Source organism: Pseudomonas sp. S30_BP2TU TE3576 (genome assembly GCF_050436025.1).
GTDB lineage: Bacteria > Pseudomonadota > Gammaproteobacteria > Pseudomonadales > Pseudomonadaceae > Aquipseudomonas.
The window spans coordinates 2,953,251-2,978,662 of the sequence record NZ_JBNDLK010000001.1 but is presented as its reverse complement, the minus strand read 5'-3'; the positions used below and the strand labels follow the sequence as shown (position 1 = coordinate 2,978,662).

Sequence of the window (25,412 nt, the reverse complement as noted above, 5' to 3'; positions counted from 1 at the left end):
TGTAATTAATCGAATTCAAAATTTAGCCGAGGAGTATAGCGCTCCGGAGCGGACGACCGGTCAGTGATCACGCCGGCAGTACATCCAGCGGCAGTTTCAGCTTGGCGGCCAGTGCCTGAGCCTCCAGATGCCCGGCAGGCGCGAGCAAACGCAAGGTCGTGCCCGACTGCGTGGCCATTTTTTGGGCTTCGGCAACCAGTCGCTCGGCAACACCACGGCGACGGGTAATTTTTCGCACACAAATTTGTGACAAATGCCAGGCGTCTTGGTGCCGTTGCAAGCGGGCGGCGCCCAGCAGGCGATCATTGAAGCGTCCGGCGATCAGTGTGCCGTCGCGCAAACAGTCTTCGATTAACTGCGCGGCCCCGGAAAAAGGGGCGAACAGCCAGTCCGGGGCATCGCAGTAGATCTTCTGCAGATCCTGCCGATCCTGGGAAGTGGCTTGGTTCAGCGGCTCGACAATGATCGGCATGGTGATTCCTGTGAGGTCATGAGGCGAGGGAGATCAGATGACGTACAAAAGGTGATGTCAGTTTGGTTTTTCTGTCACTTGCAGATGGTAACCTTTGCCCGTTCGTCCGTCTTTCTGCGACCTGTTGTCGCACAACAAGGTGCTCCACCGAAAAAAGGGTCATGTCTGCGTGCATAAAGGCCGGGAGTGAACTGTGGCTGGCGAACCATACTGATAATTGGGGGATACACAATGACCACGAGCATCACGGCGGACGGCTTCGGCGCCGACCAGCCTGCGTTCCTGTCCAAGGAGCGGATCATCGCCAAGCCTGGTTTCAACCGTTGGCTGGTGCCACCGGCCGCGTTGGCCATCCACTTGTGCATCGGCATGGCCTACGGCTTTTCGGTGTTCTGGTTGCCGCTGTCAAAGGCGTTGGGCATCACGGCTCCAGTGGCCTGCGCGCCAGACATGAGTTTTGTCGCACAAGTCTTTTCGTCCCAGTGTGACTGGCCGATCTCGATGCTCGGCTGGATCTACACGCTGTTCTTCATCTTCCTGGGTTGCTCGGCCGCCATCTGGGGCGGCTGGCTGGAACATGCCGGGCCGCGCAAGGCTGGCGTAGTGTCGGCATTGTGCTGGTGCGGCGGCCTGCTGATTTCGGCGCTGGGGGTGTATACCCACCAGATCTGGCTGATGTGGATCGGCTCCGGGGTCATTGGCGGTATCGGCCTGGGCCTGGGCTATATCTCGCCGGTGTCGACCCTGATCAAGTGGTTCCCGGACAAGCGCGGCATGGCCACCGGCATGGCGATCATGGGCTTCGGCGGTGGCGCAATGGTCGGCGCTCCGCTGGCGGCGGCGCTGATGGGGCATTTTGCCTCGTCAACCAGCGTCGGTGTCTGGCAGAGCTTCCTGGTGATGGCCGCGATCTACTTCGTATTCATGATCGGTGGCGCGTTGTCCTACCGCGTTCCGCCAACCGGCTGGCAGCCGGAAGGCTGGACGGCACCGGCGAAAAAAGCCTCGAACGCGATGATCACCCATCGCCATGTTCACGTGAATGTGGCCTGGAAAACGCCGCAGTTCCGTCTGGTGTGGCTGGTGCTGTGCCTGAACGTATCGGCCGGTATCGGCATCCTCGGCATGGCGTCACCGCTGTTGCAGGAAGTGTTCGCTGGCAAGTTGCTGGGCAATGACCTGGCGTTCGGCCAACTCGATGCTTCGCAACTGGCTTCGATTGCCGCCATCGCTGCCGGTTTCACCGGTTTGCTCAGTCTGTTCAACATCGGTGGCCGATTCTTCTGGGCTTCGTTCTCGGATTATCTGGGCCGTAAAAACACCTATTTCGTGTTCTTCGCCCTTGGTTTTGCGCTGTACGGACTTATTCCAAACCTCGGTCACCTGGGCAGTGTTGCGCTGTTCGTGGCGGCGTTCTGCGTCATCCTATCGATGTACGGCGGTGGTTTCGCGACGGTCCCGGCCTATCTGGCGGACCTGTTCGGTACGCAAATGGTCGGTGCGATTCACGGTCGTCTGCTGACGGCGTGGGCTGCTGCCGGTGTGCTCGGTCCGGTGCTGGTGAACTACCTGCGTGAATATCAGTTGAGCATCGGTGTCGAGCGTGCGGCGGCTTACGACATCACCCTGTACATCCTCGCCGGCCTGCTGGTATTGGGTTTCCTGTGCAACCTGCTGGTGCGTCCGGTGGCGGACAAATACTTCATGACCGACGCCGAACTGGCCGCCGAACAGGCGCTGGGCCATGACAAAGGTGCTGACAGCAGCACCGTGCTGGAGTGGAAAGCCGCGCCGGGCACCAAGCCGCTGGCGATTGCCGCGTGGCTGGTGGTGGGCATTCCGCTGGCGTGGGGGGTGTGGGTGACCCTGCAGAAAACTGCGGTACTGTTCCACTAACGCAGGTCCCTGTGGGAGCGGGCTTGCTCGCGAAGAGGGGGTATCAGTCGACATAAGTGTGGGCTGACCCACCGCTTTCGCGAGCAAGCCCGCTCCCACATTTGTTCTGTGTGACCTCAAATAGCTTGTACTGACATGTACACCCTCGGCTGTGCTTGATTCACTCCGTCAGGGATATCACCTCCCGTGTTTCTGTTTGGCGCCCGCAAGCCTATAATGGCTGCCTTTTTCGCCCAATGATTTTGCGGAGCTGGTGATGGCCGAACGTAAGGCGTCTGTCGAGCGCGACACTCTGGAAACCCAGATCAAAGCCTCGATCAACCTCGATGGCACCGGAAAGGCCCGATTCGATATCGGTGTACCTTTTCTTGAGCACATGCTGGACCAGATCGCCCGTCACGGGCTGATCGACCTGGATATTGTCAGCAAGGGCGACCTGCATATCGATGACCACCACACCGTGGAAGACGTCGGTATCACCCTCGGTCAGGCCTTCACCAAAGCCATCGGCGACAAGAAAGGCATCCGTCGCTACGGTCATGCCTACGTGCCGCTCGATGAAGCGCTGTCGCGCGTGGTGATCGATTTCTCCGGCCGTCCCGGCCTGCAGATGCATGTTCCGTACACCCGTGCCACCGTCGGCGGCTTCGACGTTGACCTGTTCCAGGAATTCTTCCAGGGCTTCGTCAACCACGCCAACGTCACCTTGCACATCGACAATCTGCGTGGGCACAACACCCACCACCAGATCGAAACCGTGTTCAAGGCTTTCGGCCGCGCCCTGCGCATGGCCGTCGAGCTCGATGACCGCATGGCCGGGCAAATGCCTTCGACCAAGGGCGTCCTGTAATGCAGACAGTCGCGGTTATCGATTACGGCATGGGCAACCTGCACTCGGTGGCCAAGGCCCTCGAGCACGTGGGTGCCGGCAAGGTGCTGATCACCAGCGATGCCAACGTGATTCGCGAAGCCGACCGGGTGGTTTTCCCCGGTGTCGGCGCCATTCGCGATTGCATGGCGGAGATCCGTCGCCTCGGTTTCGATTCGCTGGTGCGTGAAGTCAGCCAGGACCGTCCATTCCTCGGCATCTGTGTCGGCATGCAAGCCTTGCTCGACACCAGCGAAGAGAACGACGGCGTCGACTGCATCGGCCTGTTCCCGGGCCAGGTGAAGTTCTTCGGCAAGGATCTGGTCGAGGACGGTGAGCACCTGAAAGTCCCGCACATGGGCTGGAACGAAGTGAAGCAGAAGGTGAGTCACCCGCTGTGGCACGACATTCCGGACCTGGCGCGATTCTACTTCGTGCACAGCTACTACATCGCTGCCGCCAACGCGCGTCAGGTCGTGGGTGGCGGTCACTACGGTGTCGATTTCGCCGCGGCGCTGGCCGAAGGCTCGCGTTTCGCCGTGCAGTTCCACCCGGAGAAAAGCCATACCCATGGCCTGCAGTTGCTGCAGAACTTCGCTGCGTGGGACGGTCGCTGGTAAATGGCCGTCAAGAAGAAGCCGCCGATCCTGACCCTCACGCCTGAGCAGGAAAACGAGGCGAACAGCAAGATCAAGCGGTTCATGGAAGACCGCTTCGAGCTGGACCTCGGCTCGTTCGAGGCGGCTGAGATTCTTGAGCTGTTTACCCGTGAAATTGCTCCGTACTATTACAACAGGGCGATTTTCGATGTGCAGGCGCACCTCAAAGAGAGGTTCGAAAGCATCGAAAGCGACCTGTGGGCGCTCGAGAAAAACTGATTTCCGAGCCAAGCTGAACATTCAATTCTGAAGGTTTGCCAGATGCTGATTATTCCCGCTATCGATCTTAAAGACGGTGCCTGTGTTCGTCTGCGCCAGGGCCGCATGGAAGATTCCACGGTGTTCTCCGATGACCCGGTGAGCATGGCTGCCAAGTGGGTGGAGGGCGGTTGCCGCCGTCTGCATCTGGTCGACCTGAACGGCGCATTCGAAGGCCAGCCGGTCAACGGCGAAGTGGTCACCGCCATTGCCAAACGCTACCCGAACCTGCCGATCCAGATCGGCGGCGGTATCCGTTCCCTGGAAACCATCGAGCACTACGTGAAAGCGGGCGTGAGCTATGTGATCATCGGCACCAAGGCTGTGAAAGATCCGGCCTTCGTTGCCGAAGCCTGCCGTGCGTTTCCAGGCAAGGTGATCGTCGGCCTGGACGCCAAGGACGGTTTCGTTGCCACCGACGGCTGGGCTGAAATCAGCACCATCCAGGTGATCGACCTGGCGAAGCAGTTCGAAGCCGACGGTGTCTCCGCCATCGTTTATACCGACATCGCCAAAGACGGCATGATGCAGGGCTGCAACGTTCCGTTCACCGCTGCGCTGGCTGCTGCAACGAAGATCCCGGTGATCGCTTCCGGCGGCATCCACAACCTGGGCGACATCAAGACCCTGCTCGACGCGAAGGCGCCGGGCATCATCGGCGCCATTACCGGGCGTGCGATTTACGAAGGCACCCTCGATGTCGCCGAAGCGCAAGCTTTCTGCGATTCGTACAAAGGCTGAGGACTGATCATGGCGCTGGCCAAACGCATCATCCCTTGCCTGGACGTAGACAACGGCCGGGTGGTCAAGGGTGTGAAATTCGAAAACATCCGCGACGCCGGCGACCCGGTGGAAATTGCCCGTCGTTACGACGAACAGGGCGCCGACGAGATTACCTTTCTCGACATCACTGCCAGCGTCGACGGCCGCGACACCACGCTGCACACCGTCGAGCGCATGGCCAGCCAGGTGTTCATCCCGCTGACCGTGGGCGGTGGCGTGCGTACCGTGCAGGACATCCGCAACCTGCTCAATGCCGGTGCGGACAAGGTCTCGATCAACACCGCCGCGGTGTTCAACCCGGAATTCGTCGGCGAAGCGGCGCAGCATTTCGGTTCGCAATGCATCGTGGTTGCCATCGACGCGAAGAAGGTATCCGGTCCGGGCGAACCCCCGCGCTGGGAGATCTTCACCCACGGCGGGCGCAAGCCGACCGGCCTCGATGCGGTCGAGTGGGCGAAGAAAATGGAGGGTCTGGGCGCCGGTGAGATCCTGCTGACCAGCATGGACCAGGACGGCATGAAAAACGGTTTCGACCTGGGCGTTACCCGAGCGATCAGTGATGCGCTGGGCATTCCAGTGATTGCTTCTGGCGGCGTTGGCAATCTGCAGCACCTGGCTGACGGCATTATCGAAGGCCACGCCAGCGCTGTACTGGCGGCGAGTATTTTCCACTTCGGCGAATACACGGTGCAGGAAGCCAAGGCTTACATGGCCCATCGCGGAATTGTGATGCGCTAAACGCCAAAAACGATACAGGCCAGTGGACACCATGGCGGGCCCAAGGCACTCTTGGGTACGCCATGGATTTCGGTAGCCAGACATGCTCAGACGCTTTCTTCTCGTCCTTGCCAGCGCTTCTCTGTTGTTGATCAACGGAGCACACGCTAAAGACAGCCCCGATACAGACCTGGTGTTACTGACGGAAAACTTCCCGCCGTACAACATGGCGAAGAACGGCAAGAACTTCGCTCAGGACGAGAACATCAATGGCATTGCCACCGATATCGTCCGCGAGATGTTCAAGCGCGCCGACATTACCTACAGCCTGACGCTGCGTTTCCCTTGGGAGCGAATCTACAAACTCACCCTGGAAAAGCCCGGTTACGGCGTATTCGTCATGGCGCGGCTGCCGGACCGCGAGAAGCTATTCAAATGGGTCGGCCCAATTGGCCCGGACGACTGGATCATGCTGGCCAAGGCGGACAGCAAGATCACCCTCGAAACCTTGAATGACGCGCGCAAATACAAGATCGGCGCCTACAAGGGCGATGCGATTGCCGAGACGCTGGCCAAGCAGGGGCTCAATCCGATTGTTGTACTGCGCGATCAGGACAACGCGAAAAAACTGGTCAACGGTCAAATCGACCTGTGGGCCACCGGTGACCCGGCCGGGCGCTATCTGGCGCGTCAGGAAGGAGTTAACGGGTTGAAAACCGTACTGCGCTTCAACAGTGCCGAGTTGTACCTGGCGTTGAATAAAGATGTGCCGGATGAGGTCGTGGCCAAGCTGCAAGCGGCACTGGATCAGATGCGTAAGGAAGGCGTGGTGGAAGACATCATGGCGCGGTATCTGTAATCATCGCTTCGATACAGCCTGAGATGGAGTGTCCGGTGTCGTGCTCAAGTACACGGCACTTGTAAACACGTTGTTCAACGTCGCCCTTGTCAGCTGCTGTTCCCCTGAGGTGACACCAATAATGCAGAGCGCAGATGCGCCGCTTTGTGGGCCGATCTCAGTATTGATGTAAGCATCTTCAGTGCTGATCGCGGCGCTAAAGTTACCTGGCACCAGACAATCCCGAGCGTTATGGACCGTTTTATAGCGATAGAAGGGCGCCTCGAGGGAGAATCTGAAGTCCCACGTAGGCAATACGATCTGCCCAACCGTGTTTTGCGTTCTATGAACGTATGACTTGAGTTTCCAGGGCTCCATGACAGTCAGCTCGACCGGCTCCAACGAACAGTCCGCCCCATCGCGGGTGAAGACGCCGTCAATAAAGCACTTGTGCAGGAAGTTAGCCGAGTAGCTGTAGTTGAAACGCGCAGCCGTGCAAGACGTCGAATACTCACAATCGGGCGGCACCGGGATATTGCGCCATATCGCGATTTTACTGACGATGCCGGTGATTTCATTGGTGCGGCGATTCAGCATCGGGCTACCGGAGCTGCCAGCGTAAAGATCGCAGCTGTTTTTCATGGCCAAAGGGAACACCCCGGGGTGATCGATGAACGTTCCGGCGGTTTGTTCAGCGCAGGCACTCAATCGAAGCCCGTCTTCGGTAAAGCCGGCCGGCGCGCCAACGTTAAGTGCATCCTGACTCTCGTAGGTTTGATGGGAGGCCAGTTTGAGCGGGTTGACCCCGGCCTGTATCAGCGACGCCAATGTCGCGTCGATCTCCAATACTGCAAGATCGGTCCCGACCAGACTGCTCCATCGGGCCGTTCGGATGGCGTATTGGCGCTTACGCTGTGGCACGTCATGAAAGTAGTGGAAGGTGACGCTGGCTTTCAAAGGCAGATTGGTCCGCGCCGAACCGTACTCAAAGAACACGCAATGGCCGCTGGTGAGCAGGTAAGCAGGGCCAGTTGCTTGGCCTTGTCTGTTGCGCGTGTCCAGCAGCACGGCGCTGCAGGTCTCGCCCGATTGGAGGCTGAGCCGTCCCACGCCGCTCCAGATTTCATAAAAATGCTCACTGTTTTGCAGGGCTCTTGATGGTGAATCGTTGACGGCGCCTTCGCCCAGGTCGCGGGCCTGCGCGGCGGAAATAGCCAACAGGCCAATCAGGCCGGTGAAGCAAAAGAAGCTGAGATATTTCATGTCCATTCCTTGGTGATGAAATTCGGGGTGAGCGCTATCGTGGCACGCGTCTGTGTGCCGACAGGTATAAATAGTTATCGCGAAAGGGAGTGGGCTGAGAGGAATTACCGGGCGCTCGGGAGGCGGTACTGGCCATCCGAGCCATGCGCCGCCGTCGCACGATTGCCGCGCACGCTGATCATCAATTTGATGTCGATCCAGTCAATCCCCTGCGCCTTGAGCTTGGGCAACTCACGCTCCAGCACCGCAAGCGTCTGCGGATACGGATGCCCGATCATCACCGCCGAACCCTGCTTGCGGGCAAGGCTGATCGCGGTCTGTAATTGAGTGAAAATCGCCGTTTCAGTGGGCTCGTCATCCAGGAACACATCCCGCGAAACGCTCGCCAAACCAATCTTCTGCGCCTCGGCGGCCGCCACGGTTTGCGCACTGGTGCGGCTGTCGACGAAGAACTTGTGCCGACGCTGCAATTCCGCCATCAACCAGGCCATCGCCGCTGGTTGCGCGGTCATGCGGCTGCCCATGTGATTGTTGATGCCGCTGGTGTACGGGACCATTTTGAACGCGGCGTTCAGGCGCTTTTCCAGCTCATTGACCGACAGCTCGGGATGCCAGGCGAACGGTCCGGTGGCCGGATCCATGGGCATGTGCAGAATGACGATCTTGCCGGCGCGATGGGCTTCCCGGGCGAATTCGGTCGCGTGGGGCGTGTCGGGCATGATCGCCGTGGTCACCGGGCCGGGCAGGGCCAGCACGCGACGGTCCCGGGGCAGGTTCTGTCCCAGGTCATCGATGATCAGACTCAGGTAGGCTTTGTGGGGCGTTGATTCGGCGGGTTCTGCGTGAGCAACACCCGCCAGGCAACACAACAGACCGATCAACAACCGCAGAAGCATCTCAGCGGCCGGACGTGATGCTCAGCCCTTTGAGCAGGCTCAGGGCCTGGGCCAGTTGGTAATCATCGTCCTGTGGCATCGGCTTGGCCTTGCTGGAGCCGGTCGGTTTGTCCGCACCGCCGTTGCCATTGCCCAGGTGACCCTGCAAGTCGGCTTCCTTGAAGTAGTCGCTGTCCTGCTCGCTGGTAATCTTGGCCTTGCGTACTTCGATGTCCGGGACGATGCCCTGGGCCTGGATCGAGCGGCCGTTCGGCGTGTAGTACAACGCCGTGGTGATCTTCAAGGCGCGTTCATTGTTCAGCGGCAGCACGGTTTGCACCGAGCCCTTGCCGAAACTGGTGGTGCCCATCAGTACGGCGCGTTTCTGATCCTGCAGGGCGCCGGCGACAATTTCCGAAGCCGAGGCGCTGCCGCCGTTGATCAGCACGACCATTGGCACGGCTTCGCTTTCGTCCTTGCCGGTGGCCGAGAAACGCAGCTCGGAGTTGGCGATGCGGCCCTTGGTGTAGACGATCAGGCCCTTGGTGATGAAGTGATCGACCACTTCCACCGCTGCCTGCAACACGCCACCCGGGTTGTTGCGCAGGTCGAGGATGATGCCTTTGAGCTTTTTGCCGTTGTCCTTGCGCAGCTTGGCCAGGGCCTTGGAAACCTCTTCGCCGGTCTTGACCTGGAACTGGGTAATGCGGATGTAGCCGTAGCCGGATTCCAGCAACTGGCTCTTCACGCTCTTCACCTGGATGACGGCGCGAGACAGGGTCACGTCGAACGGCGTGCCGCCGTCGCGCACCAGGGTCAGGGTGATTTTCTGGCCGATCTTGCCGCGCATTTTGTCCACGGCTTCGGTCATGCTCTGGCCACGGGTGGGCTGGCCGTTGATCTTGACGATGAAGTCGCCGGCCTGGATGCCGGCCTTGGAAGCCGGGGTGTCGTCAATCGGCGACACCACTTTGATGAAGCCGTCTTCGGCGCCGACTTCGATGCCCAGGCCGCCGAATTCACCGCTGGTGCTTTCCTGCAACTCGGCGAAATCTTCAGGGCCCAGGTAGGCGGAGTGTGGGTCGAGGTTGCTGAGCATGCCCTTGATGGCGTTTTCCAGCAGGGTCTTGTCGTCCACCGGTTCGACATAAGCGGCTTTGATCCGGTCCATCACCTCGGCAAAGGTGCGCAACTCGTCCAGCGGCAGTGGCGCCTTGGTGGTCGCAGCAGTGCCTGCAGGCGCAACCGCCGGGGCTGGTTGAGCGGCAAACGCCAGAGGCGCGCCGATCACCAGGGCGATCGTCAGGGCCAGCGAGGTAAGGCGGGACAAATGCAGCATGTCGAACGAACTCCTGAATTAGGCGACGCGCTTATCCTTGCGCGTGGCACCATTGCGCAGGGTCACTCGGGTGACCCTGCTGACGAATTGCGAAATACAGCGCTGGTGTGTCCTGCCCGCCACTGTTACCGACAGTGGAAATAGGTTCACCGGCTTTTACAACGTCACCCGCAGACTTGAGCAGCGTCTGGTTGTGACCGTACAGGCTCAAATAGCCATTGCCGTGGTCGAGAATCACCAGCAGCCCGGCGCCACGCAACCAGTCGGCGAACACCACGCGGCCACCGTGCACGGCATGCACCGCACTGCCGGCAGACGCGCCGATCATCACGCCATCCCACTTGGTCCGGGCATCGTCGCCACGGTTTTCACCGAAGCGCGCCAACAGTCGACCATCGACAGGCCAGGGAAGTTTGCCGCGGGCTGATACAAACGGACCGCCAAAGGTCTCGCCGGAGCTGGAAACCAGTGCGCCAGGTGTCGACTTGACCGGTTTGCGCGGGGCGTCGTCGCTGGCATCTGCCTGCGCCTGGGCCTCACGTAAACGCTTTTTTTCGGCTTCCTGCTGGGCAATCAGCGCTTTTTGCCGCGCTTCTTCTGCCTCACGGGCCTGGCGGGCCAGGGTTTCCTCAATGGGTTTTAAGAACTTTAGACAGGTCTGCCTGATCCTGCTCGCGTGCCGCCAGCTTCTGATCGCGGGCCTTTACGTCGTCATTGAGTTTGGCCAGGACTTGCTGGCGCTCCTTGCGGACTTTCTCGAGCTCGTCACGTTGGGTGTCGAGGCTGCTTTGCTGCACCAGCAGTTGGGCCTGCTGCATGGCGATGTCTTTCTCGACATTGGACAGTTGGCGCAGGGTTTCGTTGAAGTTCTTCAACTGCTCCAGGCGAGCCTGGCTCAGGTAGTCGTAATAGGTGAGGGTACGGGCGAATCTTTCCGGATTCTGCTGGTTGAGCAGCAGCTTGAGGTATTCCTGGCGACCGTTCTGGTAGGCCGCCCGGGCCTGAATGGCGATCAGTCGTTGCTGTTCAGTACGCGCGCTCTGGAGTTTTTTTTTCTCCGCATCGAGCCGCTGCAGCTCGGCTTCGCTTTTCTTCAGCTCTTTCTGCAGGGCTTCGACCTGCTTCTCGAGCTTGCCCATTTCGGTTTCGGTGCCTTTGAGCTCTTTCTGCACACCGGACTTTTCTTCCTGCAGCTTGCCCAGCAGTTTCTTCAGCTCGGCAATGTCCTGACGCGTGGCGTCCAACTGTTGTTGGGTGTCTGCGCGCTCGTCGGCAAAGGCCGGTTGGAGCAGGCATGTCAGGGCTAGGGCTATCAGGACGCGAAGCATAGGGGCGGGCGGCACCAGGGAAAGGGACGGCCTAGTATGCCCGCCATGGGCGGCAAAAAAAATGCCCATTTCTGACTGTGTGATAACTGGAGCAAGCGACAGACTGAATTCCATTTCGAAAACTCCAAAAACCACTGTGGGAGCGAGCTTGCTCGCGATGGCGTCCGATCATTCAACATAGATGTTGGCTGTCAGATTGCTATCGCGAGCAAGCTCGCTCCCACAGGTTTTGTGGCGTTTTGGAAATCCGATCAGACCAGAATCGAACTCCCGGTCATTTCTGCCGGTTGCTCAAGGCCCAGCAACTTCAGCATGGTTGGCGCCACGTCCGCCAGCACGCCACCTTCGCGGACTTTCAAGTCGCGCTTGCCGACATAGATGAACGGCACCGGCTCGGAGGTGTGCGCAGTGTGCGCCTGGCCAGTGGTTTCATCGGACATTTGCTCGACGTTGCCGTGGTCGGCGGTGATCAAGGCTTCGCCGCCGACTTTTTCCAGGGCATCGACGATGCGGCCCACGCACAGGTCGAGGCATTCAACAGCCTTGACCGCCGCTTCGAACACGCCGCTGTGACCGACCATGTCGCCGTTGGCGTAGTTCACCACGATCACGTCGTAACGCTGGTTTTCGATGGCGTCGACGATGCGGTCGGTGACTTCCGGTGCGCTCATTTCCGGCTGCAAGTCATAAGTAGCGACTTTCGGCGACGGAATCAGGATGCGTTCTTCGCCCGGGAACGGTTCTTCGCGACCGCCGGAGAAGAAGAAGGTCACGTGGGCATATTTTTCGGTTTCGGCAATACGCAGCTGGGTCTTGCCGTTTTTCGCCAGGTAGTCGCCCAGCACGTTTTCCAGGCTGCCGGCAGCGAAAGCCGACGGCGCAGGAATGCTGGCGGCGTATTGGGTCAGCATGACGAAACCGGCCAGTTTCGGCTGGCGGGCACGTTCGAACTCACTGAAGTTGTCTTCGACGAACACGCGGGTCAGCTCGCGGGCGCGGTCGGCGCGGAAGTTCATGAACACCACGGCATCGCCGTCTTCGACTTTCACCGGCTCACCGATGGAGGTGGCCTTGACGAACTCGTCGCTCTCGCCACGCTCGTATGCCGCTTGCAGGCCTTCCTGAGCGGTGGCGGCGTTGAATTCGCCCTGGCCATCGACAATCAGGTTGTAGGCCTGGGACACGCGGTCCCAACGGTTGTCGCGGTCCATGGCGTAGTAACGGCCAATCAGGCTGGCGATCCGGCCTTTGCCCAGGGCCTGAAAAGTCGCGTCGAGCAGTTCGATCGACGACTGCGCGCTTTTCGGCGGAGTGTCGCGGCCGTCGAGGAAGGCGTGCAGGTAGATGTTTTGAGCGCCGCGCTTGAAGGCCAGTTCGGCCATGGCGACCAGGTGATCCTGGTGGCTATGCACGCCGCCATCGGACAACAGGCCCATGAAATGCACGGCTTTGCCGGCGGCGACGGCTTTATCCACGGCGGCGCAGATGGTCGGGTTCTCGAAGAACTCACCGTCACGGATCGATTTGGTGACGCGAGTGAAGTCCTGATACACCACGCGGCCGGCGCCCAGGTTCATGTGGCCGACTTCGGAGTTGCCCATCTGGCCATCCGGCAGACCGACGTCCATACCGCTGCCCGAGATCAGGCCGTTTGGCACGGTGGCCCACAGACGATCCAGTACAGGCTTCTTCGCCGCGAAAATGGCATTGGATTCGGGGTTGTCGCTGTGACCGAAGCCGTCGAGAATCATCAGGACCAAAGGTTTAGGCGTGGTAGTCATGGAATCCGCTCTGGCTGGTTAAAAAGGGGCGATGGAAAAGGGAGTCGCAGTTTAAAGCGAAGTTCCGGCCGCGTCACCGCCGGACGGGGTTTGGCCCACCATAGTGGCTGTGTATACTGGCCGACATTTTAACGCCCTGGAACCTCCTTCGATGGTTGCTCACCTGATTGAATTCGCCACTAACCACTACATTCTCGTCGGTATCTTCGTCGTACTGCTGGCGTTGCTGATTGCCTATCAAATGCAGGGCGGCGGCCGTAGCCTGAGCACCGGCGAACTGACCGGCCTGGTCAACAAGGACGCTGGCGTCGTAGTCGATATCCGTCCGAGCAAGGATTTCGCCGCCGGTCACATTGTCGGTGCGGTGAACATTCCCCAGGACAAACTGGCCGCCCGTGTTGGCGAACTGGAAAAGCACAAGGCCAAGACCATCATCCTGGTCGACGCCATGGGCCAGACCGCCGGCACCCACGCCCGCGAATTAATGAAATCCGGCTTCACTGCCGCCAAGCTGTCCGGCGGTATCTCCAGCTGGAAAGCCGACAATCTGCCGCTGGTGAAGTGATATGAGTAGCGTCGTCGTCTATTCCAGCGATTACTGCCCTTACTGCTCGCGAGCCAAGTACCTGCTCGAGAACAAAGGCGTGGCCTTCGAGGAGATCAAGGTCGATGGCAAGCCGCAGGTGCGCGCTGCAATGGCCCAGAAGGCCGGACGTACGTCCGTGCCGCAAATCTGGATCGGCAGCACCCACGTGGGCGGTTGTGATGATTTGTTCGCCCTGGAGCGCGCCGGCAAACTCGACGCGCTGCTCGAGGCCTGACGGTTATACCCCAAACAAGCAAACCTAAAAGAACCCTGGATCAAGAAGGATCTGCGATGACTGACCAACAGAACACTGCTGCGAACGAAGAAGAAACTGCACCGCAATTCTCCTTGCAGCGCATTTATGTGCGTGACCTGTCCTTCGAAGCTCCGAAAAGCCCGGCGATCTTCCGCCAGCAGTGGGAGCCGAGCGTCGCCCTGGATCTGAACACCCGTCAAAAGACGCTGGAAGCTGACTTCCACGAAGTCGTGCTGACCCTGTCGGTTACCGTGAAAAACGGTGACGAAGTGGCGTTCATCGCCGAAGTGCAGCAGGCCGGTATCTTCCTGATCAAGAACCTGGATGACGCTTCGATGAGCCACACCCTGGGTGCGTTCTGCCCGAACATCCTGTTCCCGTACGCTCGCGAAACCCTGGACAGCCTGGTGACCCGCGGTTCGTTCCCGGCACTGATGCTGGCCCCGGTGAACTTCGATGCGCTGTACGCACAAGAGCTGCAACGCATGCAGGCTGCCGGCGAGACGCCGACCGTTCAGTAAACATTCCTGAACGTCGAGGCAAGTCCAATGTGGGAGCGGGCTTGCTCGCGAAAGCGGTTGATCATTCAACAACAATGTTGACTGACACGACGCCTTCGCGAGCAAGCCCGCTCCCACATTTGTTATGCGGTGTTACTTGAAGCCGTTTTGGCGCCAGGCTTCGTAGACCGCCACTGCGACAGTGTTCGAAAGGTTCAGGCTACGGCAGCCCTCGCGCATCGGCAGACGCAGGCGTTGGTCGGCGGGCAGGGCATCGAGCACCTCGGCCGGCAGGCCACGGCTTTCCGGGCCGAACAGGAACGCGTCGCCCGGGGCGAAGCTGGCATCATGGAACGGCCGCGAGCCTTTGGTGGTGAACGCGAACACCCGCGGGTGACCGAGGCTTTCCAGGCAGCTGGCCAGGTCCGCATGGCGTTGCAGAGTGGCATACTCGTGGTAGTCGAGACCGGCCCGGCGCAGGCGCTTGTCGTCCATCTCGAAGCCCAGCGGTTCGATCAAGTGCAGGTGGCAGCCACTGTTGGCGCACAGCCTGATAACGTTGCCGGTATTCGGCGGAATTTCTGGTTGGAAAAGGATGACGTGAAACATGCACGGCTCCGAAGGTAAAGATGACGCGCATTCTACGCCGCAAGCCGGCGTGCGTTCGAAACTATTCCTGCGGGTGATGGGCTCGCTGGCGATTGTCGGGATGATGGTCGGGATGATGATCGGTCGCCTGACCGCGCCAGACCCCAGTCAGTTGCAGCAGGTTGAAGTGACGAGCGATGGACTGGTGGTGTGGTTCAACAACGAACCCGAGACCCACGGCGAAATGGTGGACGGCAGTGTCGCGCTGCTGTTTGGCGCCGAGGGCAAGGCGCAGAAAGGCCAGCTCAAGCTCGGCGGCAAGGACGTGAACTGGCGGGTACGTTTGAGTGATGGGGGGTTGCTGCTGACCCTGGTGGCGGCCCGGCCCCTGCAGGGCGAGTGGGCAGGTAGCGAGGTCGATGACCGCTGGCGGCTGGAGATCCATCTCCGGGAGCAATAAAAGAGGGAATCCCCGGCCTGCCTGTACCAAGGTTCCCGAAACGGGAGGCTCGTCGCGAGTGCGGTTTGAGCCTGGTGTAAAGAAGGAACCCCTGACCTGCCTGTATCAAGGGCCCCAAAACGGTCGGGCTCGTCGCAGCTGCGGTGTGAGCCCGGTGTTAAAGAGGGGAATCCCCGGCCTGCCTGTACCAAGGTCCCCGAAACCGGGTAGGTGAACTGATTCACTTGAAAGGGTTATTGCAGGGGGCGTGCCAGTTTTCACAATGAGAAACAAAAAACCGGTTTGAAACGCTGAAAGCCCCGAGATTCGGGGCTTTCGTGTTTTTTCGAAAGGGATTCGATTGTGAAAGCAGGTGGAGATTCGAAGCTGTTTTTGTGCGCGATTGCGGTTCACGGTGCATTCAGGCGGTGCACGCAGCTTTGAATGTGGGAGCGGGCTTGCTCGCGAAGGCGTCAGTTCAGCCATATCAATTTCGACTGACACACCGCTTTCGCGAGCAAGCCCGCTCCCACAGGGTCGTGTGCTCAGTGAGTAATCAGTGATTACTCAGGCTTCGTCGCCCTCGTCATCATCCCCACCATCCACCTTCATCCCCAATTCCTTGATCTTGCGCGTCAGTGTGTTACGCCCCCAACCCAGCAAGACGGCGGCGTCGCGGCGGCGACCGGCGGTGTGTTTGAGGGCGGTCTCGATCATGATCCGCTCGAAGGCCGGCACGGCACTGTCGAGCAGGCTCGACTGGCCGCGGGCCAGCGCCTGGTCTGCCCACTGGCGCAGGGCCTGTTCCCAGTTGGTCACGGGGGCCGAATCCTGCGGCAGGCTCAGTAGCTCCGGTGGCAGGTCGCCGATGTGCACTTCGCGACCCGACGCCATCACCGTGATCCAGCGGCAAGTGTTCTCCAGTTGCCGCACGTTGCCGGGCCACGGCAGGTTCTTCAGGTATTCCTCGGTTTCGTTTTTCAGCAGTTTTGGCTCGACGGCCAGTTCTTGCGCGGCGCGGCCGAGGAAGTGCTTGGCCAGGGTCGGGATGTCTTCGCGACGGTCCGACAGGCGCGGGATGTGGATGCGGATCACATTCAGGCGATGGAACAAGTCCTCACGGAATTTCCCGGCATGCACCAGGGTTTCCAGGTTCTGGTGGGTCGCAGCAATGATGCGCACATCGACCTTCACCGGCACATGGCCGCCGACGCGGTAGAACTCGCCATCGGCCAGTACCCGCAGCAAACGGGTCTGGGTGTCGGCGGGCATGTCGCCGATTTCATCGAGGAACAGCGTGCCGCCGTCGGCCTGTTCAAAACGCCCGCGACGCAGATTGGCCGCGCCGGTGAACGCGCCTTTCTCGTGGCCGAACAGTTCAGACTCCATCAGGTCTTTTGGAATCGCCGCCATGTTCAGCGCGATGAACGGCGAAGCGGCGCGCGGGCTGTGCCGGTGCAGGGCGTGGGCCACCAGTTCTTTACCGGTACCGGATTCGCCGTTGATCAGCACGGTGATGTTGGAGTGGCTCAGGCGGCCGATGGCGCGAAACACCTCCTGCATCGCCGGCGCTTCACCAATGATTTCCGGCGTGCGGGTCAGTGTCGGGGCGACTTCCAGGCCTTGCTGCTCCTGAGCGTGCTGGTTGGCGCGTTTGACCAGGGAGACGGCTTCATCGACATCGAACGGCTTCGGCAGGTACTCGAAGGCGCCGCCCTGATAGGACGCGACAGCGCTGTCCAGATCGGAGTGAGCGGTCATGATGATGACCGGCAACCGTGGATGCTGCTCGCGAATCCGCGCCAGAAGGTCCAGGCCGCTGGCGCCGGGCATGCGGATGTCGGAAATGATCACGTCCGGCTGCTGGCGCGCCAGGCGGCTCATCACGCCATCGGCGCTGTCGAAGCTTTGCGTGGTCATGCCTTCCTGCTGCAGGGCTTTTTCCAGGACCCAACGGATAGAACGGTCGTCATCGACGATCCACACGGTTTCACTACGGCTCATGTCGATGTGGCTCCTTGTTCCAGTGGCAGAAAGATCGAGAAAGTGGTGTGGCCGGGGTGGCTGTCACATTCGATCAGGCCCTGGTGCTGGCTGATGATGTTCTGGGTAATGGCCAGGCCCAGCCCGGTACCGTCCGGACGACCGCTGACCATGGGAAAGAAGATGGTTTCCTGAAGTTCCGCAGGAATGCCCGGGCCGTTGTCGATGATCTCGATCTTGGTCACCAGACGATGGCGCACATGGCCGATGGTGAACTGGCGCATGGTGCGGGTGCGCAGGCTGATGCGCCCCAGGCGCAGCTCGTTCTGGCTGCTGATGGCCTGCATGGCGTTGCGCACGATGTTCAGGACCGCCTGGATCATTTGCTCGCGGTCGATCAGCACGTCGGGGATGCTTGGATCGTAGTCACGCACCAAGGTGATGCAGCCTTGGCTTTCGGCCTCTACGAGATGGCAGACGCGCTCCAGCACTTCGTGGACATTGCACGGCGCCAGTGACGGCAACTTGTTGGAGCCGAGCATGCGATCCACCAGGTTACGCAGGCGGTCGGCTTCTTCGATGATGACGTTGGTGTAGTCGCGCAGGCTTTCTTCCGGCAGTTCCCGGGCCAGCAACTGTGCCGCGCCGCGAATCCCGCCCAACGGGTTCTTGATTTCATGGGCGAGGCCGCGCACCAGCATCTTGCTGGTTTCCTGCTTCGACAGCTGCGCTTCTTCCTTGGTGATCCGCAGCAAGCGGTCACGGGGGTGGACTTCGAGCAGCAGCATCGTGTCGCCGTTGCTCAGAATCGGCGTTACCGCGTAGTCGACGGTCAGGGTCTGGCCGGTCAGGGCGGTGAGCATGGCTTCGCGCTTGGTGAACGGGTGGGCCTGTTCGACAGCCTGGCGCAACGAGTTCAGCGCTTCGGCCGATTCGGTAAACAATTCGCTGATGAACTGCCCGTGGCTGCGCTGACCGCTGATGGCCAGCAGCATCTCCGCCGCCGGGTTCATGTACTCGAGGCGCAGTCCGGCGTCGAGCAGGATGGTGGCGGTGGTGAGGTTGTCGAGTAGCAAACGGTGGAGTGCGTCGCTAATGGTCATCGGGACCTCTTTTAGAGCAGAGCATGCGCAAGAAAAAAGCGCTGGTACGGGCAAAATGCAAAAACCAAACCAAGGCTCCGAAAAGAAGCGTTCAGCGCCTGAAACAGGCGTTTGACGCTCGTTTGCGTGGCGTTCTGCCGGCTTTCACGGGTACTTTCGAACCAAAATGGGTTGGAATGTGAGTACGGTGCAAGTAATTGCACCAATATAGTGCGCAAACCTGAACGAGGTTAGAAAAGTCGCAGGAAAGGATTTTTTTCTTCGGCGGGTTTGTCGCCGGGCGGACATTCCGGTCGCTGACCGTAGTCTTCGAGGGAGCAGGGTTTGATCTTGCGCTTCTGGGCAAGAGACGTGCGCTGCATATGGAAGGGTTGGCTGGCAGTACGTTCGACAATGCGCCCCTGTTCGTCGAGGATTTCCACGGACAGGGTGTGACTGCCGCGATCGATGTTGCTCAACGGGAACACCGGGCTCGGGCCGGGTTCGGCGGTGGGCTGGCCGTCGAGCAGCAACCGGTAGTGGTGACCGGGTTGCAGGGCGGGTTCGTTGGTGGTGCTGACGATGACTTCGCCGGCGCCGCTGTGGATGGTCGCGTCGGGTTCCGGGACCAGGATGCGCAGCACGTCATAGTGGAACAGCGCTTGTTCTTCGGGATTGCTCTCGGCAATCAACGGCGCTGCGCTGGTGGGGCTGGCCGCTATTCGATTGGTCTTTGTCAGCGGTACACGCCTGGCGTAGCCGGTTTTGGGTTGATCGGTGAAAACCCGATTGCCTTGGTGGTCGACGTACGTAAAGACCTCCGCCGCGGCGGGCAGCGCGATGAAGCAGGCGATCAGCAACCAGGCCTTCAAGGCGTGTGCACTCGTTGCACAGTGAAGGTCACGGTGGGGCTCTGCTGCACAACGTTTTCGTCATCGATCACTTGCACGGCGAGGCGGTGTTCGCCGCGATCGATGTTCACCAGTTGCAGGATCGGCACATTGCCTGGCTGGCCGTAGGGTTGATCGTCCAGCAGCAGCCGCAGCAGATGCGGGCTTTGCAGGCGTGGCTTGATCTGTACGTTAACGGTGAACGTGCCGTTGTTGGCACGCAGGGCTTCGGTGGTCGGCAGGCCTGTCAGCTCCAGCACTTCATAGGGCTTTTGGGGGTGCTCATTCCGGACGGCTTCAGCAACAGGCGCGGCTTCGCCGGGAGGCTGGCGCTCAATGCTGTTGAGGGGTGGCAAGACGACCGGTTGGGCGCTGACGCCGTCAGGCGGCTGGTTGCTGTACGCGGTGGCGCCGTTGGCGTCTGTGTATTTGTAGATCTGCGCCATGGCGGGCAGGGCGATCAGCAGCAGGATGAACAGAAAACCACGACCCATGGAATCGACCGGAAGCGAAAGCGTTGGGTTGCAGCATAGGTCAGGCCGTGTGTTTGAACCAAGCCGCTAAACATTTGGGTATGGTTTGCGAGATATTCCAGGCGCCACAAATCCCTGTGGGAGCGGGCTTGCTCGCGAAAGCGATCTGTCTGATAAGCAGATGTTGAGTGTACTGACGTCTTCGCGGGCAAGCCCGCTCCCACAGGGTTCTCTATCGTCCGTTGAATTGCTGGCAATAAAAAAGGCCTCCCGAAGGAGGCCTCTTTTTGTCACGCCGCGTGCCGCAGCGCTACCGGATCAGCAGCTGTAGTACAGCTCGTATTCCAGTGGGTGTACGAAGGTACGTACCTTGATTTCTTCTTCGCTTTTCAGGGCGATGTAAGCGTCGATGAAGTCGTCGCTGAAAACGCCGCCTTTGGTCAGGAACGCACGACCTTTGTCCAGCTCTTCCAGGGCTTCCTTCAGGCTGCCGCAAACTTGTGGAATCTCTTTCGCCTCTTCAGGCGGCAGGTCGTACAGGTTTTTGTCAGCAGCGTCGCCAGGGTGGATCTTGTTCTGGATGCCGTCCAGGCCAGCCATCAACAGTGCGGCGAAGCACAGGTACGGGTTGGCAGCCGGATCCGGGAAGCGCGCTTCGATACGGCGGGCTTTCGGGCTCGACACGTAAGGAATACGGATCGAAGCGGAACGGTTGCGAGCCGAGTAGGCCAGCATCACTGGAGCTTCGAAGCCTGGAACCAGACGCTTGTAGGAGTTGGTTGCCGGGTTGGTGAAGCCGTTCAGGGCCTTACCGTGCTTGATGATGCCGCCGATGAAGTACAGGGCGGTGTCGGACAGGCCGGCATAGCCTTCGCCTGCGAAGGTGTTCTTGCCATCTTTCCAGATCGACATGTGTACGTGCATGCCCGAGCCGTTGTCGCCGTACAGAGGCTTAGGCATGAAGGTCGCGGTGCGGCCGTAGGCATCGGCTACGTTGTGCACGACGTACTTCAGGGTTTGGGTTTCGTCGGCTTTCTTCACCAGGGTGTTGAACTTGACGCCGATTTCGTTCTGGCCGGCAGTCGCCACTTCGTGGTGGTGAACTTCGACGGTCAGGCCCATTTCTTCCAGTGCGTTGCACATGGAGGTACGGATTTCGTGGTCGTGGTCGAACGGTGGAACCGGGAAGTAGCCGCCTTTGACGCCTGGACGGTGGCCTTTGTTGCCGCCTTCGATGTCCTGGTCGGACATCCACGAACCTTGTTCAGAGTAGATCTTGAACATGGAGCCGGAAATGTCGGACTTGAACTTGACCTGGTCGAAGATGAAGAACTCTGGCTCCGGACCGGCGAATACGGTGTCACCGATACCGGTGGCCTTCAGATGTTCTTCGGCGCGCTTGGCGATCGCACGTGGGTCGCGATCGTAGCCTTGCATGCTCGAAGGTTCGATGATGTCGCAGACCAGGATCAGGGTCGGTTCTTCGGTGAACGGATCCAGAACGGCGGTGGAGTCGTCCGGCATCAGGATCATGTCGGAGGCTTCGATGCCTTTCCAGCCAGCGATGGAGGAACCGTCGAACATTTTGCCGACTTCGAAGAAGTCGTCATCCAGCGCATCGCGAGCCGGCATGGTCACGTGGTGCTGAGTGCCTTTGGTGTCCGTGAAGCGCAGATCAATCCACTTGACGTCATGATCTTTGATGAGTTGAACCGACTTCGACATAGTGTCCTCCGGGTGGCTTCGGGCTAGTAATGGATGCCCTTAAATGTGGGTGATGCCGGCGCGAATACTCTGCCAAGGCAACCTGCCTCACAAGGGAGCAAATTGCATGCCAGTGCCCCACCATGGGTTTTTTGCCCCAAAAACACGCTTGTGAGGGTATTTTGCGCTTTAAAGCAGAAATTCTCGCCCTGTAATGTGGCGCTAAATTCAATAAATGACCTGTTTTGGTGCGCGCAAAACCTTCTGCACATTAACTGGTTAAACCTTGAGCAATTTCCGCTATAATCCGCGCCCCCCTTTTTCGGCAGGCCCTGCGCGCGCTGTTTCCATGAAATTAATCGTAAAAGTCTTCCCCGAGATCACCATCAAGAGCCGCCCGGTACGGATGCGTTTCATCCGTCAATTGGCCAAGAACATCCGTGCCGTGCTCCGCGATCTGGACCCGGCCGTGGTGGTGAACGGCGTGTGGGACAACCTCGAGCTGGAAACCCGCGTCACCGAGCCCAAAGCCCTGAAAGAGATGGGCGAACGCCTGAGCTGCATGCCGGGCATCGCGCATTTCCTGCAGGTCGATGAATACCCGTACGTCGACTTCGACGACGTGCTTGAAAAGTGCAAACTGCACTACGGCGATGCGCTGGCCGGCAAGATTTTTTCGGTGCGCTGCAAGCGTGCGGGCAAGCACCCGTTCAGCTCCATGGATGTCGAAAAATACGTCGGCAGCCAGCTGCGTCGCCAGTGCGGCGCCGCCGGGATTGACCTGAAAAACCCGGAAATCGAAGTCCGTATCGAAATTCGCGACAAACGGTTGTTTGTGATCCATAGCCAGCATAACGGCATTGGCGGTTATCCGCTGGGCGCGCTGGAGCAAACACTGGTGCTGATGTCCGGCGGCTTCGATTCCACCGTGGCGGCTTACCAGATCATGCGCCGCGGCCTGATGGCGCATTTCTGCTTCTTCAACCTGGGTGGACGTGCCCATGAACTGGGCGTCATGGAAGTCGCGCATTTCATCTGGAAGAAGTACGGCAGCTCCCAGCGCGTGTTATTTGTCAGTGTGCCGTTCGAAGAAGTGCTGGGCGAAATTCTCGGCAAAGTCGATAACAGTCATATGGGCGTAGTATTGAAGCGTATGATGTTGCGCGCTTCGTCCCAAATTGCCGATCGACTGCACATCGAGGCACTGGTCACCGGTGAGGCGATCTCCCAGGTGTCGAGCCAGACATTGCCGAACCTGTCGGTGATTGATTGCGTGACCGACAAACTGGTCTTGCGCCCGCTGATCGCCAGCCACAAACAGGACATCATCGATACGGCCAACGAGATCGGCACCGCCGATTTCGCCCGGCACATGCCGGAGTACTGCGGCGTCATCTCGGTCAATCCGAAGACGGCCGCCAAGCGCTACCGTGTCGAGCACGAAGAGAAAGAATTCGATATGGCGGTGCTCGAGCGTGCGCTCGAAAACGCCAGACTGGTGCCGATCGATCGGGTGATCGACGAATTGGGCCAGGACCTGCAGGTTGAAGAAGTCAGCGAAGCGCTGGCCGGTCAGATCGTCATCGACATCCGTCACCCGGATGCCGCTGAAGATGACCCGCTGGACCTTGCTGGCATCGAGGTACAAACGATGCCGTTTTATGCACTGAACGCTCGTTTCAAGGAACTGGACCCTACTCGCCAGTACCTGCTGTATTGCGACAAAGGCGTGATGAGTCGCCTGCATGCCCACCATTTGCTCAGTGAGGGGCATGCCAATGTGCGCGTTTATCGACCGAGCTAAGTGCCCGGGGCTGTTTGCCTGTGGCCTGCGTCACCGGCCCCCCGATGCCACCGTCAAGCTGTAACGGCTTTCACGGACGCTACTGTTAATCGCTGCCAAGACTTGTCAGCACACCGAATCCTCTGATCGAGATACACAAGTGATCGAAAATCTACGTAACATCGCCATCATTGCCCACGTTGACCATGGTAAAACCACCCTGGTAGACAAACTCCTGCGTCAATCCGGCACCCTGGAGCGCAACGAGCTCAACGACGAGCGCGTGATGGACTCCAACGACCAGGAAAAAGAGCGCGGTATTACCATTCTGGCGAAAAACACCGCCATCAACTGGAACGGCTACCACATCAACATCGTGGACACCCCGGGCCACGCCGACTTCGGCGGCGAAGTTGAACGCGTAATGTCGATGGTCGACTCCGTTCTGCTGCTGGTTGACGCTCAAGACGGCCCTATGCCGCAAACCCGTTTCGTGACCAAGAAGGCTTTCGAAGCCGGCCTGCGTCCAATCGTGTGCATCAACAAGGTTGACCGTCCAGGCGCGCGTCCGGACTGGGTTCTGGACCAGATCTTCGACCTGTTCGACAACCTGGGTGCCACCGAAGAACAGCTGGACTTCAAAGTCGTCTACGCCTCGGCCCTGAACGGTATTGCCGGTCTGGACCACACCGAAATGGCTGAGGACATGACCCCGCTGTACCAGTCGATCGTCGACAACGTACCGGCGCCGGCTGTTGACCGTGAAGGTCCGTTCCAGATGCAGATCTCCGCACTGGACTACAACAGCTTCCTGGGTGTTATCGGTGTTGGCCGTATCGCTCGTGGTCGCGTCAAGCCGAACACCCCGGTTGTCGCTATCGGCGCCGACGGCAAGAAGCGTAACGGTCGTATCCTGAAGCTGATGGGTCACCACGGTCTGCACCGTGTAGACGTTGAAGAAGCTGCTGCAGGCGACATCGTGTGCATCAGCGGTATGGACTCGCTGTTCATCTCCGACACCCTGTGCCACCCGGACACCGTTGAAGCGATGAAGCCGTTGACCGTCGACGAGCCAACCGTTTCCATGACCTTCCAGGTAAACGACTCGCCATTCTGCGGTAAAGAAGGCAAGTTCGTGACTTCCCGTAACATCAAGGAACGTCTGGACAAAGAGCTGCTGTACAACGTTGCGCTGCGCGTTGAAGAAGGCGACTCGGCTGACAAGTTCAAGGTTTCCGGCCGTGGCGAACTGCACCTCTCGGTACTGATCGAAACCATGCGTCGCGAAGGCTTCGAAATGGCTGTAGGCCGTCCGGAAGTGATCATCCGTCTGGTTGACGGCGTGAAGCACGAACCGTTCGAAAACGTCACCATCGACCTGCCGGAAGAATCCCAGGGCAAGGTGATGGAAGAGATGGGCCTGCGTAAGGGCGACCTGACCAACATGGTGCCGGATGGCAAGGGCCGTGTACGTCTGGAATACAACATCCCTGCTCGTGGTCTGATCGGTTTCCGTAACCAGTTCCTGACCCTGACCAACGGCGCTGGCATCCTGACCTCGATCTTCGACCGTTACGACGTGATGAAGTCCGGCGACATGTCCGGCCGTCAGAACGGCGTTCTGGTTTCGGTTGAAACCGGCAAGGCACTGACCTACTCCCTGGAAACCCTGCAGGCGCGTGGCAAGCTGTTCGTTGAACACGGTCAGGAAATCTACAACGGTCAGATCGTTGGTCTGAACAGCCGTGACAACGACCTGGGCGTCAACCCTACCAAGGGCAAGAAGCTCGACAACATGCGTGCTTCGGGTAAAGACGAAACCATCGCTCTGGTTCCACCTGTTCGCTTCACCCTGGAACAGGCTCTGGAATTCATCCAGGACGATGAATTGTGTGAAGTGACTCCTAAGTCCATCCGTCTTCGCAAGAAGATCCTGGACGAAAGCGAGCGTACCCGCGCTGCCAAGAAAGCCAAGGCATAAGATTTAGCCCCGGCTGAACAAAAACGCCCCCGGTCGAAAGGCCGGGGGCGTTTTTGTTTGTCTGGCCGTA

25 protein-coding genes and 1 pseudogene are annotated in these 25,412 nt (G+C 59.5%); 14 read left to right on the top strand and 12 right to left on the bottom strand.

The window, feature by feature from the left end; all coding sequences use genetic code 11:
* Positions 1–67 precede the first annotated feature (67 nt).
* Positions 68–472 carry an acetyl-CoA sensor PanZ family protein gene (locus ABIA48_RS13425; RefSeq protein WP_204931097.1) on the bottom strand — a complete coding sequence of 135 codons (405 nt, stop codon included), beginning with the start codon at positions 470–472 and terminating at the stop codon, positions 68–70.
* A 231-nt stretch (positions 473–703) separates the two neighbouring features.
* Here ABIA48_RS13425 and ABIA48_RS13420 point away from each other — a divergent pair, with 231 nt between their 5' ends.
* The 7 genes from ABIA48_RS13420 (at position 704) to ABIA48_RS13390 (ending at position 6,512) form a co-directional block, all read left to right on the top strand.
* Positions 704–2,368 (top strand): OFA family MFS transporter, encoded by a 1,665-nt coding sequence (locus ABIA48_RS13420; protein ID WP_429489210.1) that lies wholly within the window; start codon positions 704–706, stop codon positions 2,366–2,368.
* 256 nt (positions 2,369–2,624) lie between these two features.
* Positions 2,625–3,218 (top strand): imidazoleglycerol-phosphate dehydratase HisB, encoded by a 594-nt coding sequence (gene hisB / locus ABIA48_RS13415; protein WP_003186751.1) that lies wholly within the window; start codon positions 2,625–2,627, stop codon positions 3,216–3,218.
* On the top strand, positions 3,218–3,856 hold the full coding sequence (gene hisH, locus ABIA48_RS13410) for an imidazole glycerol phosphate synthase subunit HisH (RefSeq protein WP_007989198.1): 639 nt from the start codon (positions 3,218–3,220) through the stop codon (positions 3,854–3,856). The genes hisB and hisH overlap by 1 nt, the downstream gene beginning before the upstream one ends.
* Positions 3,857–4,114 (top strand): DUF2164 domain-containing protein, encoded by a 258-nt coding sequence (locus ABIA48_RS13405; RefSeq protein WP_429489207.1) that lies wholly within the window; start codon positions 3,857–3,859, stop codon positions 4,112–4,114.
* A gap of 42 nt (positions 4,115–4,156) precedes the next feature.
* The gene (gene hisA, locus ABIA48_RS13400; RefSeq protein WP_007972753.1) at positions 4,157–4,894 is read left to right on the top strand and encodes a 1-(5-phosphoribosyl)-5-[(5-phosphoribosylamino)methylideneamino]imidazole-4-carboxamide isomerase; all 738 of its coding nucleotides are present in this window, start codon (positions 4,157–4,159) and stop codon (positions 4,892–4,894) included.
* A 9-nt stretch (positions 4,895–4,903) separates the two neighbouring features.
* The gene (gene hisF / locus ABIA48_RS13395; protein ID WP_046052187.1) at positions 4,904–5,674 is read left to right on the top strand and encodes an imidazole glycerol phosphate synthase subunit HisF; all 771 of its coding nucleotides are present in this window, start codon (positions 4,904–4,906) and stop codon (positions 5,672–5,674) included.
* 82 nt (positions 5,675–5,756) lie between these two features.
* Positions 5,757–6,512 carry a substrate-binding periplasmic protein gene (locus tag ABIA48_RS13390; protein ID WP_429489204.1) on the top strand — a complete coding sequence of 252 codons (756 nt, stop codon included), beginning with the start codon at positions 5,757–5,759 and terminating at the stop codon, positions 6,510–6,512.
* Here the strand turns inward: ABIA48_RS13390 and ABIA48_RS13385 are convergent, their stop codons facing one another.
* The 5 genes and pseudogenes from ABIA48_RS13385 to gpmI all read right to left on the bottom strand — a co-directional run bounded on the left by ABIA48_RS13385 (position 6,513) and on the right by gpmI (position 13,077).
* Positions 6,513–7,754, bottom strand: coding sequence for a trypsin-like serine peptidase (locus tag ABIA48_RS13385; RefSeq protein WP_429489202.1), 1,242 nt, complete (start codon positions 7,752–7,754; stop codon positions 6,513–6,515).
* Between the two features lie 104 nt (positions 7,755–7,858).
* Entirely contained in the window at positions 7,859–8,650 is a 792-nt protein-coding gene (locus ABIA48_RS13380; RefSeq protein WP_429489200.1) for a divergent polysaccharide deacetylase family protein, read from the bottom strand.
* 1 nt (position 8,651) lies between these two features.
* Positions 8,652–9,968, bottom strand: a complete 1,317-nt coding sequence (locus ABIA48_RS13375) for a S41 family peptidase (RefSeq protein WP_310060678.1) — start codon at positions 9,966–9,968, stop codon at positions 8,652–8,654.
* A gap of 31 nt (positions 9,969–9,999) precedes the next feature.
* Positions 10,000–11,296: pseudogene (locus tag ABIA48_RS13370) on the bottom strand (murein hydrolase activator EnvC family protein).
* A 251-nt stretch (positions 11,297–11,547) separates the two neighbouring features.
* Positions 11,548–13,077 carry a 2,3-bisphosphoglycerate-independent phosphoglycerate mutase gene (gene gpmI, locus ABIA48_RS13365; RefSeq protein WP_429489198.1) on the bottom strand — a complete coding sequence of 510 codons (1,530 nt, stop codon included), beginning with the start codon at positions 13,075–13,077 and terminating at the stop codon, positions 11,548–11,550.
* A 151-nt stretch (positions 13,078–13,228) separates the two neighbouring features.
* Between gpmI and ABIA48_RS13360 the strand changes: the two genes are divergently transcribed.
* Genes ABIA48_RS13360 through secB form a run of 3 tightly spaced genes read left to right on the top strand, consistent with a single transcriptional unit; the run spans position 13,229 to position 14,440 of the window.
* Positions 13,229–13,642, top strand: coding sequence for a rhodanese-like domain-containing protein (locus ABIA48_RS13360; RefSeq protein ID WP_007989216.1), 414 nt, complete (start codon positions 13,229–13,231; stop codon positions 13,640–13,642).
* Position 13,643: 1 nt separating this feature from the next.
* Positions 13,644–13,898, top strand: coding sequence for a glutaredoxin 3 (gene grxC, locus ABIA48_RS13355; RefSeq protein ID WP_007989217.1), 255 nt, complete (start codon positions 13,644–13,646; stop codon positions 13,896–13,898).
* Between the two features lie 56 nt (positions 13,899–13,954).
* Positions 13,955–14,440: a protein-export chaperone SecB gene (secB, locus tag ABIA48_RS13350; protein ID WP_057397192.1), complete on the top strand. Its 486-nt coding sequence runs from the start codon at positions 13,955–13,957 to the stop codon at positions 14,438–14,440.
* A 132-nt stretch (positions 14,441–14,572) separates the two neighbouring features.
* Here secB and trmL read toward each other — a convergent pair whose 3' ends face one another.
* Complete coding sequence (gene trmL / locus ABIA48_RS13345) at positions 14,573–15,028, bottom strand: tRNA (uridine(34)/cytosine(34)/5-carboxymethylaminomethyluridine(34)-2'-O)-methyltransferase TrmL (protein WP_429489195.1); 456 nt, start codon at positions 15,026–15,028, stop codon at positions 14,573–14,575.
* Here trmL and ABIA48_RS13340 point away from each other — a divergent pair.
* Positions 15,027–15,467, top strand: a complete 441-nt coding sequence (locus tag ABIA48_RS13340) for a hypothetical protein (protein ID WP_429489193.1) — start codon at positions 15,027–15,029, stop codon at positions 15,465–15,467. The two genes, trmL and ABIA48_RS13340, sit on opposite strands and share 2 nt — an antisense overlap.
* A gap of 546 nt (positions 15,468–16,013) precedes the next feature.
* On the opposite strand, the gene ntrC is transcribed toward ABIA48_RS13340, so the two are convergent.
* Together ntrC and glnL are read right to left on the bottom strand one after the other, a co-directional pair.
* Positions 16,014–17,450, bottom strand: coding sequence for a nitrogen regulation protein NR(I) (ntrC, locus tag ABIA48_RS13335; RefSeq protein ID WP_429489191.1), 1,437 nt, complete (start codon positions 17,448–17,450; stop codon positions 16,014–16,016).
* A complete protein-coding gene (gene glnL, locus ABIA48_RS13330) occupies positions 17,447–18,532 on the bottom strand; it encodes a nitrogen regulation protein NR(II) (RefSeq protein ID WP_007989221.1) in 1,086 nt (361 codons plus the stop codon). Before glnL ends, ntrC begins: the two co-directional genes overlap by 4 nt.
* 23 nt (positions 18,533–18,555) lie before the next feature.
* Between glnL and ABIA48_RS13325 the strand changes: the two genes are divergently transcribed.
* Positions 18,556–18,714 (top strand): hypothetical protein, encoded by a 159-nt coding sequence (locus tag ABIA48_RS13325; RefSeq protein WP_157395778.1) that lies wholly within the window; start codon positions 18,556–18,558, stop codon positions 18,712–18,714.
* Between the two features lie 48 nt (positions 18,715–18,762).
* Here the strand turns inward: ABIA48_RS13325 and ABIA48_RS13320 are convergent, their stop codons facing one another.
* From ABIA48_RS13320 to glnA, 3 genes are all read right to left on the bottom strand, one after another.
* On the bottom strand, positions 18,763–19,383 hold the full coding sequence (locus tag ABIA48_RS13320) for a DUF4124 domain-containing protein (protein WP_429489188.1): 621 nt from the start codon (positions 19,381–19,383) through the stop codon (positions 18,763–18,765).
* Complete coding sequence (locus ABIA48_RS13315) at positions 19,380–19,895, bottom strand: DUF4124 domain-containing protein (protein WP_429489186.1); 516 nt, start codon at positions 19,893–19,895, stop codon at positions 19,380–19,382. The genes ABIA48_RS13320 and ABIA48_RS13315 overlap by 4 nt, the downstream gene beginning before the upstream one ends.
* A gap of 297 nt (positions 19,896–20,192) precedes the next feature.
* Positions 20,193–21,599, bottom strand: a complete 1,407-nt coding sequence (glnA, locus tag ABIA48_RS13310) for a glutamate--ammonia ligase (protein WP_007970634.1) — start codon at positions 21,597–21,599, stop codon at positions 20,193–20,195.
* A 328-nt stretch (positions 21,600–21,927) separates the two neighbouring features.
* Here glnA and thiI point away from each other — a divergent pair, with 328 nt between their 5' ends.
* Complete coding sequence (gene thiI, locus ABIA48_RS13305) at positions 21,928–23,382, top strand: tRNA uracil 4-sulfurtransferase ThiI (RefSeq protein WP_429489183.1); 1,455 nt, start codon at positions 21,928–21,930, stop codon at positions 23,380–23,382.
* Positions 23,383–23,521: 139 nt separating this feature from the next.
* Positions 23,522–25,342: a translational GTPase TypA gene (gene typA / locus ABIA48_RS13300; protein WP_007989225.1), complete on the top strand. Its 1,821-nt coding sequence runs from the start codon at positions 23,522–23,524 to the stop codon at positions 25,340–25,342.
* Positions 25,343–25,412: the final 70 nt, after the last annotated feature.

Bases quoted from the DNA above. Each gene is read 5' to 3' on its own strand.
- ABIA48_RS13425 (WP_204931097.1), bottom strand. From the start codon at position 472: ATGCCGATCATTGTCGAGCCGCTGAACCAAGCCACTTCCCAGGATCGG.
- ABIA48_RS13420 (WP_429489210.1), top strand. From the start codon at position 704: ATGACCACGAGCATCACGGCGGACGGCTTCGGCGCCGACCAGCCTGCG.
- hisB (WP_003186751.1), top strand. From the start codon at position 2,625: ATGGCCGAACGTAAGGCGTCTGTCGAGCGCGACACTCTGGAAACCCAG.
- hisH (WP_007989198.1), top strand. From the start codon at position 3,218: ATGCAGACAGTCGCGGTTATCGATTACGGCATGGGCAACCTGCACTCG.
- ABIA48_RS13405 (WP_429489207.1), top strand. From the start codon at position 3,857: ATGGCCGTCAAGAAGAAGCCGCCGATCCTGACCCTCACGCCTGAGCAG.
- hisA (WP_007972753.1), top strand. From the start codon at position 4,157: ATGCTGATTATTCCCGCTATCGATCTTAAAGACGGTGCCTGTGTTCGT.
- hisF (WP_046052187.1), top strand. From the start codon at position 4,904: ATGGCGCTGGCCAAACGCATCATCCCTTGCCTGGACGTAGACAACGGC.
- ABIA48_RS13390 (WP_429489204.1), top strand. From the start codon at position 5,757: ATGCTCAGACGCTTTCTTCTCGTCCTTGCCAGCGCTTCTCTGTTGTTG.
- ABIA48_RS13385 (WP_429489202.1), bottom strand. From the start codon at position 7,754: ATGAAATATCTCAGCTTCTTTTGCTTCACCGGCCTGATTGGCCTGTTG.
- ABIA48_RS13380 (WP_429489200.1), bottom strand. From the start codon at position 8,650: ATGCTTCTGCGGTTGTTGATCGGTCTGTTGTGTTGCCTGGCGGGTGTT.
- ABIA48_RS13375 (WP_310060678.1), bottom strand. From the start codon at position 9,968: ATGCTGCATTTGTCCCGCCTTACCTCGCTGGCCCTGACGATCGCCCTG.
- gpmI (WP_429489198.1), bottom strand. From the start codon at position 13,077: ATGACTACCACGCCTAAACCTTTGGTCCTGATGATTCTCGACGGCTTC.
- ABIA48_RS13360 (WP_007989216.1), top strand. From the start codon at position 13,229: ATGGTTGCTCACCTGATTGAATTCGCCACTAACCACTACATTCTCGTC.
- grxC (WP_007989217.1), top strand. From the start codon at position 13,644: ATGAGTAGCGTCGTCGTCTATTCCAGCGATTACTGCCCTTACTGCTCG.
- secB (WP_057397192.1), top strand. From the start codon at position 13,955: ATGACTGACCAACAGAACACTGCTGCGAACGAAGAAGAAACTGCACCG.
- ABIA48_RS13340 (WP_429489193.1), top strand. From the start codon at position 15,027: ATGCACGGCTCCGAAGGTAAAGATGACGCGCATTCTACGCCGCAAGCC.
- trmL (WP_429489195.1), bottom strand. From the start codon at position 15,028: ATGTTTCACGTCATCCTTTTCCAACCAGAAATTCCGCCGAATACCGGC.
- ntrC (WP_429489191.1), bottom strand. From the start codon at position 17,450: ATGAGCCGTAGTGAAACCGTGTGGATCGTCGATGACGACCGTTCTATC.
- glnL (WP_007989221.1), bottom strand. From the start codon at position 18,532: ATGACCATTAGCGACGCACTCCACCGTTTGCTACTCGACAACCTCACC.
- ABIA48_RS13325 (WP_157395778.1), top strand. From the start codon at position 18,556: ATGCGCAAGAAAAAAGCGCTGGTACGGGCAAAATGCAAAAACCAAACC.
- ABIA48_RS13315 (WP_429489186.1), bottom strand. From the start codon at position 19,895: ATGGGTCGTGGTTTTCTGTTCATCCTGCTGCTGATCGCCCTGCCCGCC.
- glnA (WP_007970634.1), bottom strand. From the start codon at position 21,599: ATGTCGAAGTCGGTTCAACTCATCAAAGATCATGACGTCAAGTGGATT.
- thiI (WP_429489183.1), top strand. From the start codon at position 21,928: ATGAAATTAATCGTAAAAGTCTTCCCCGAGATCACCATCAAGAGCCGC.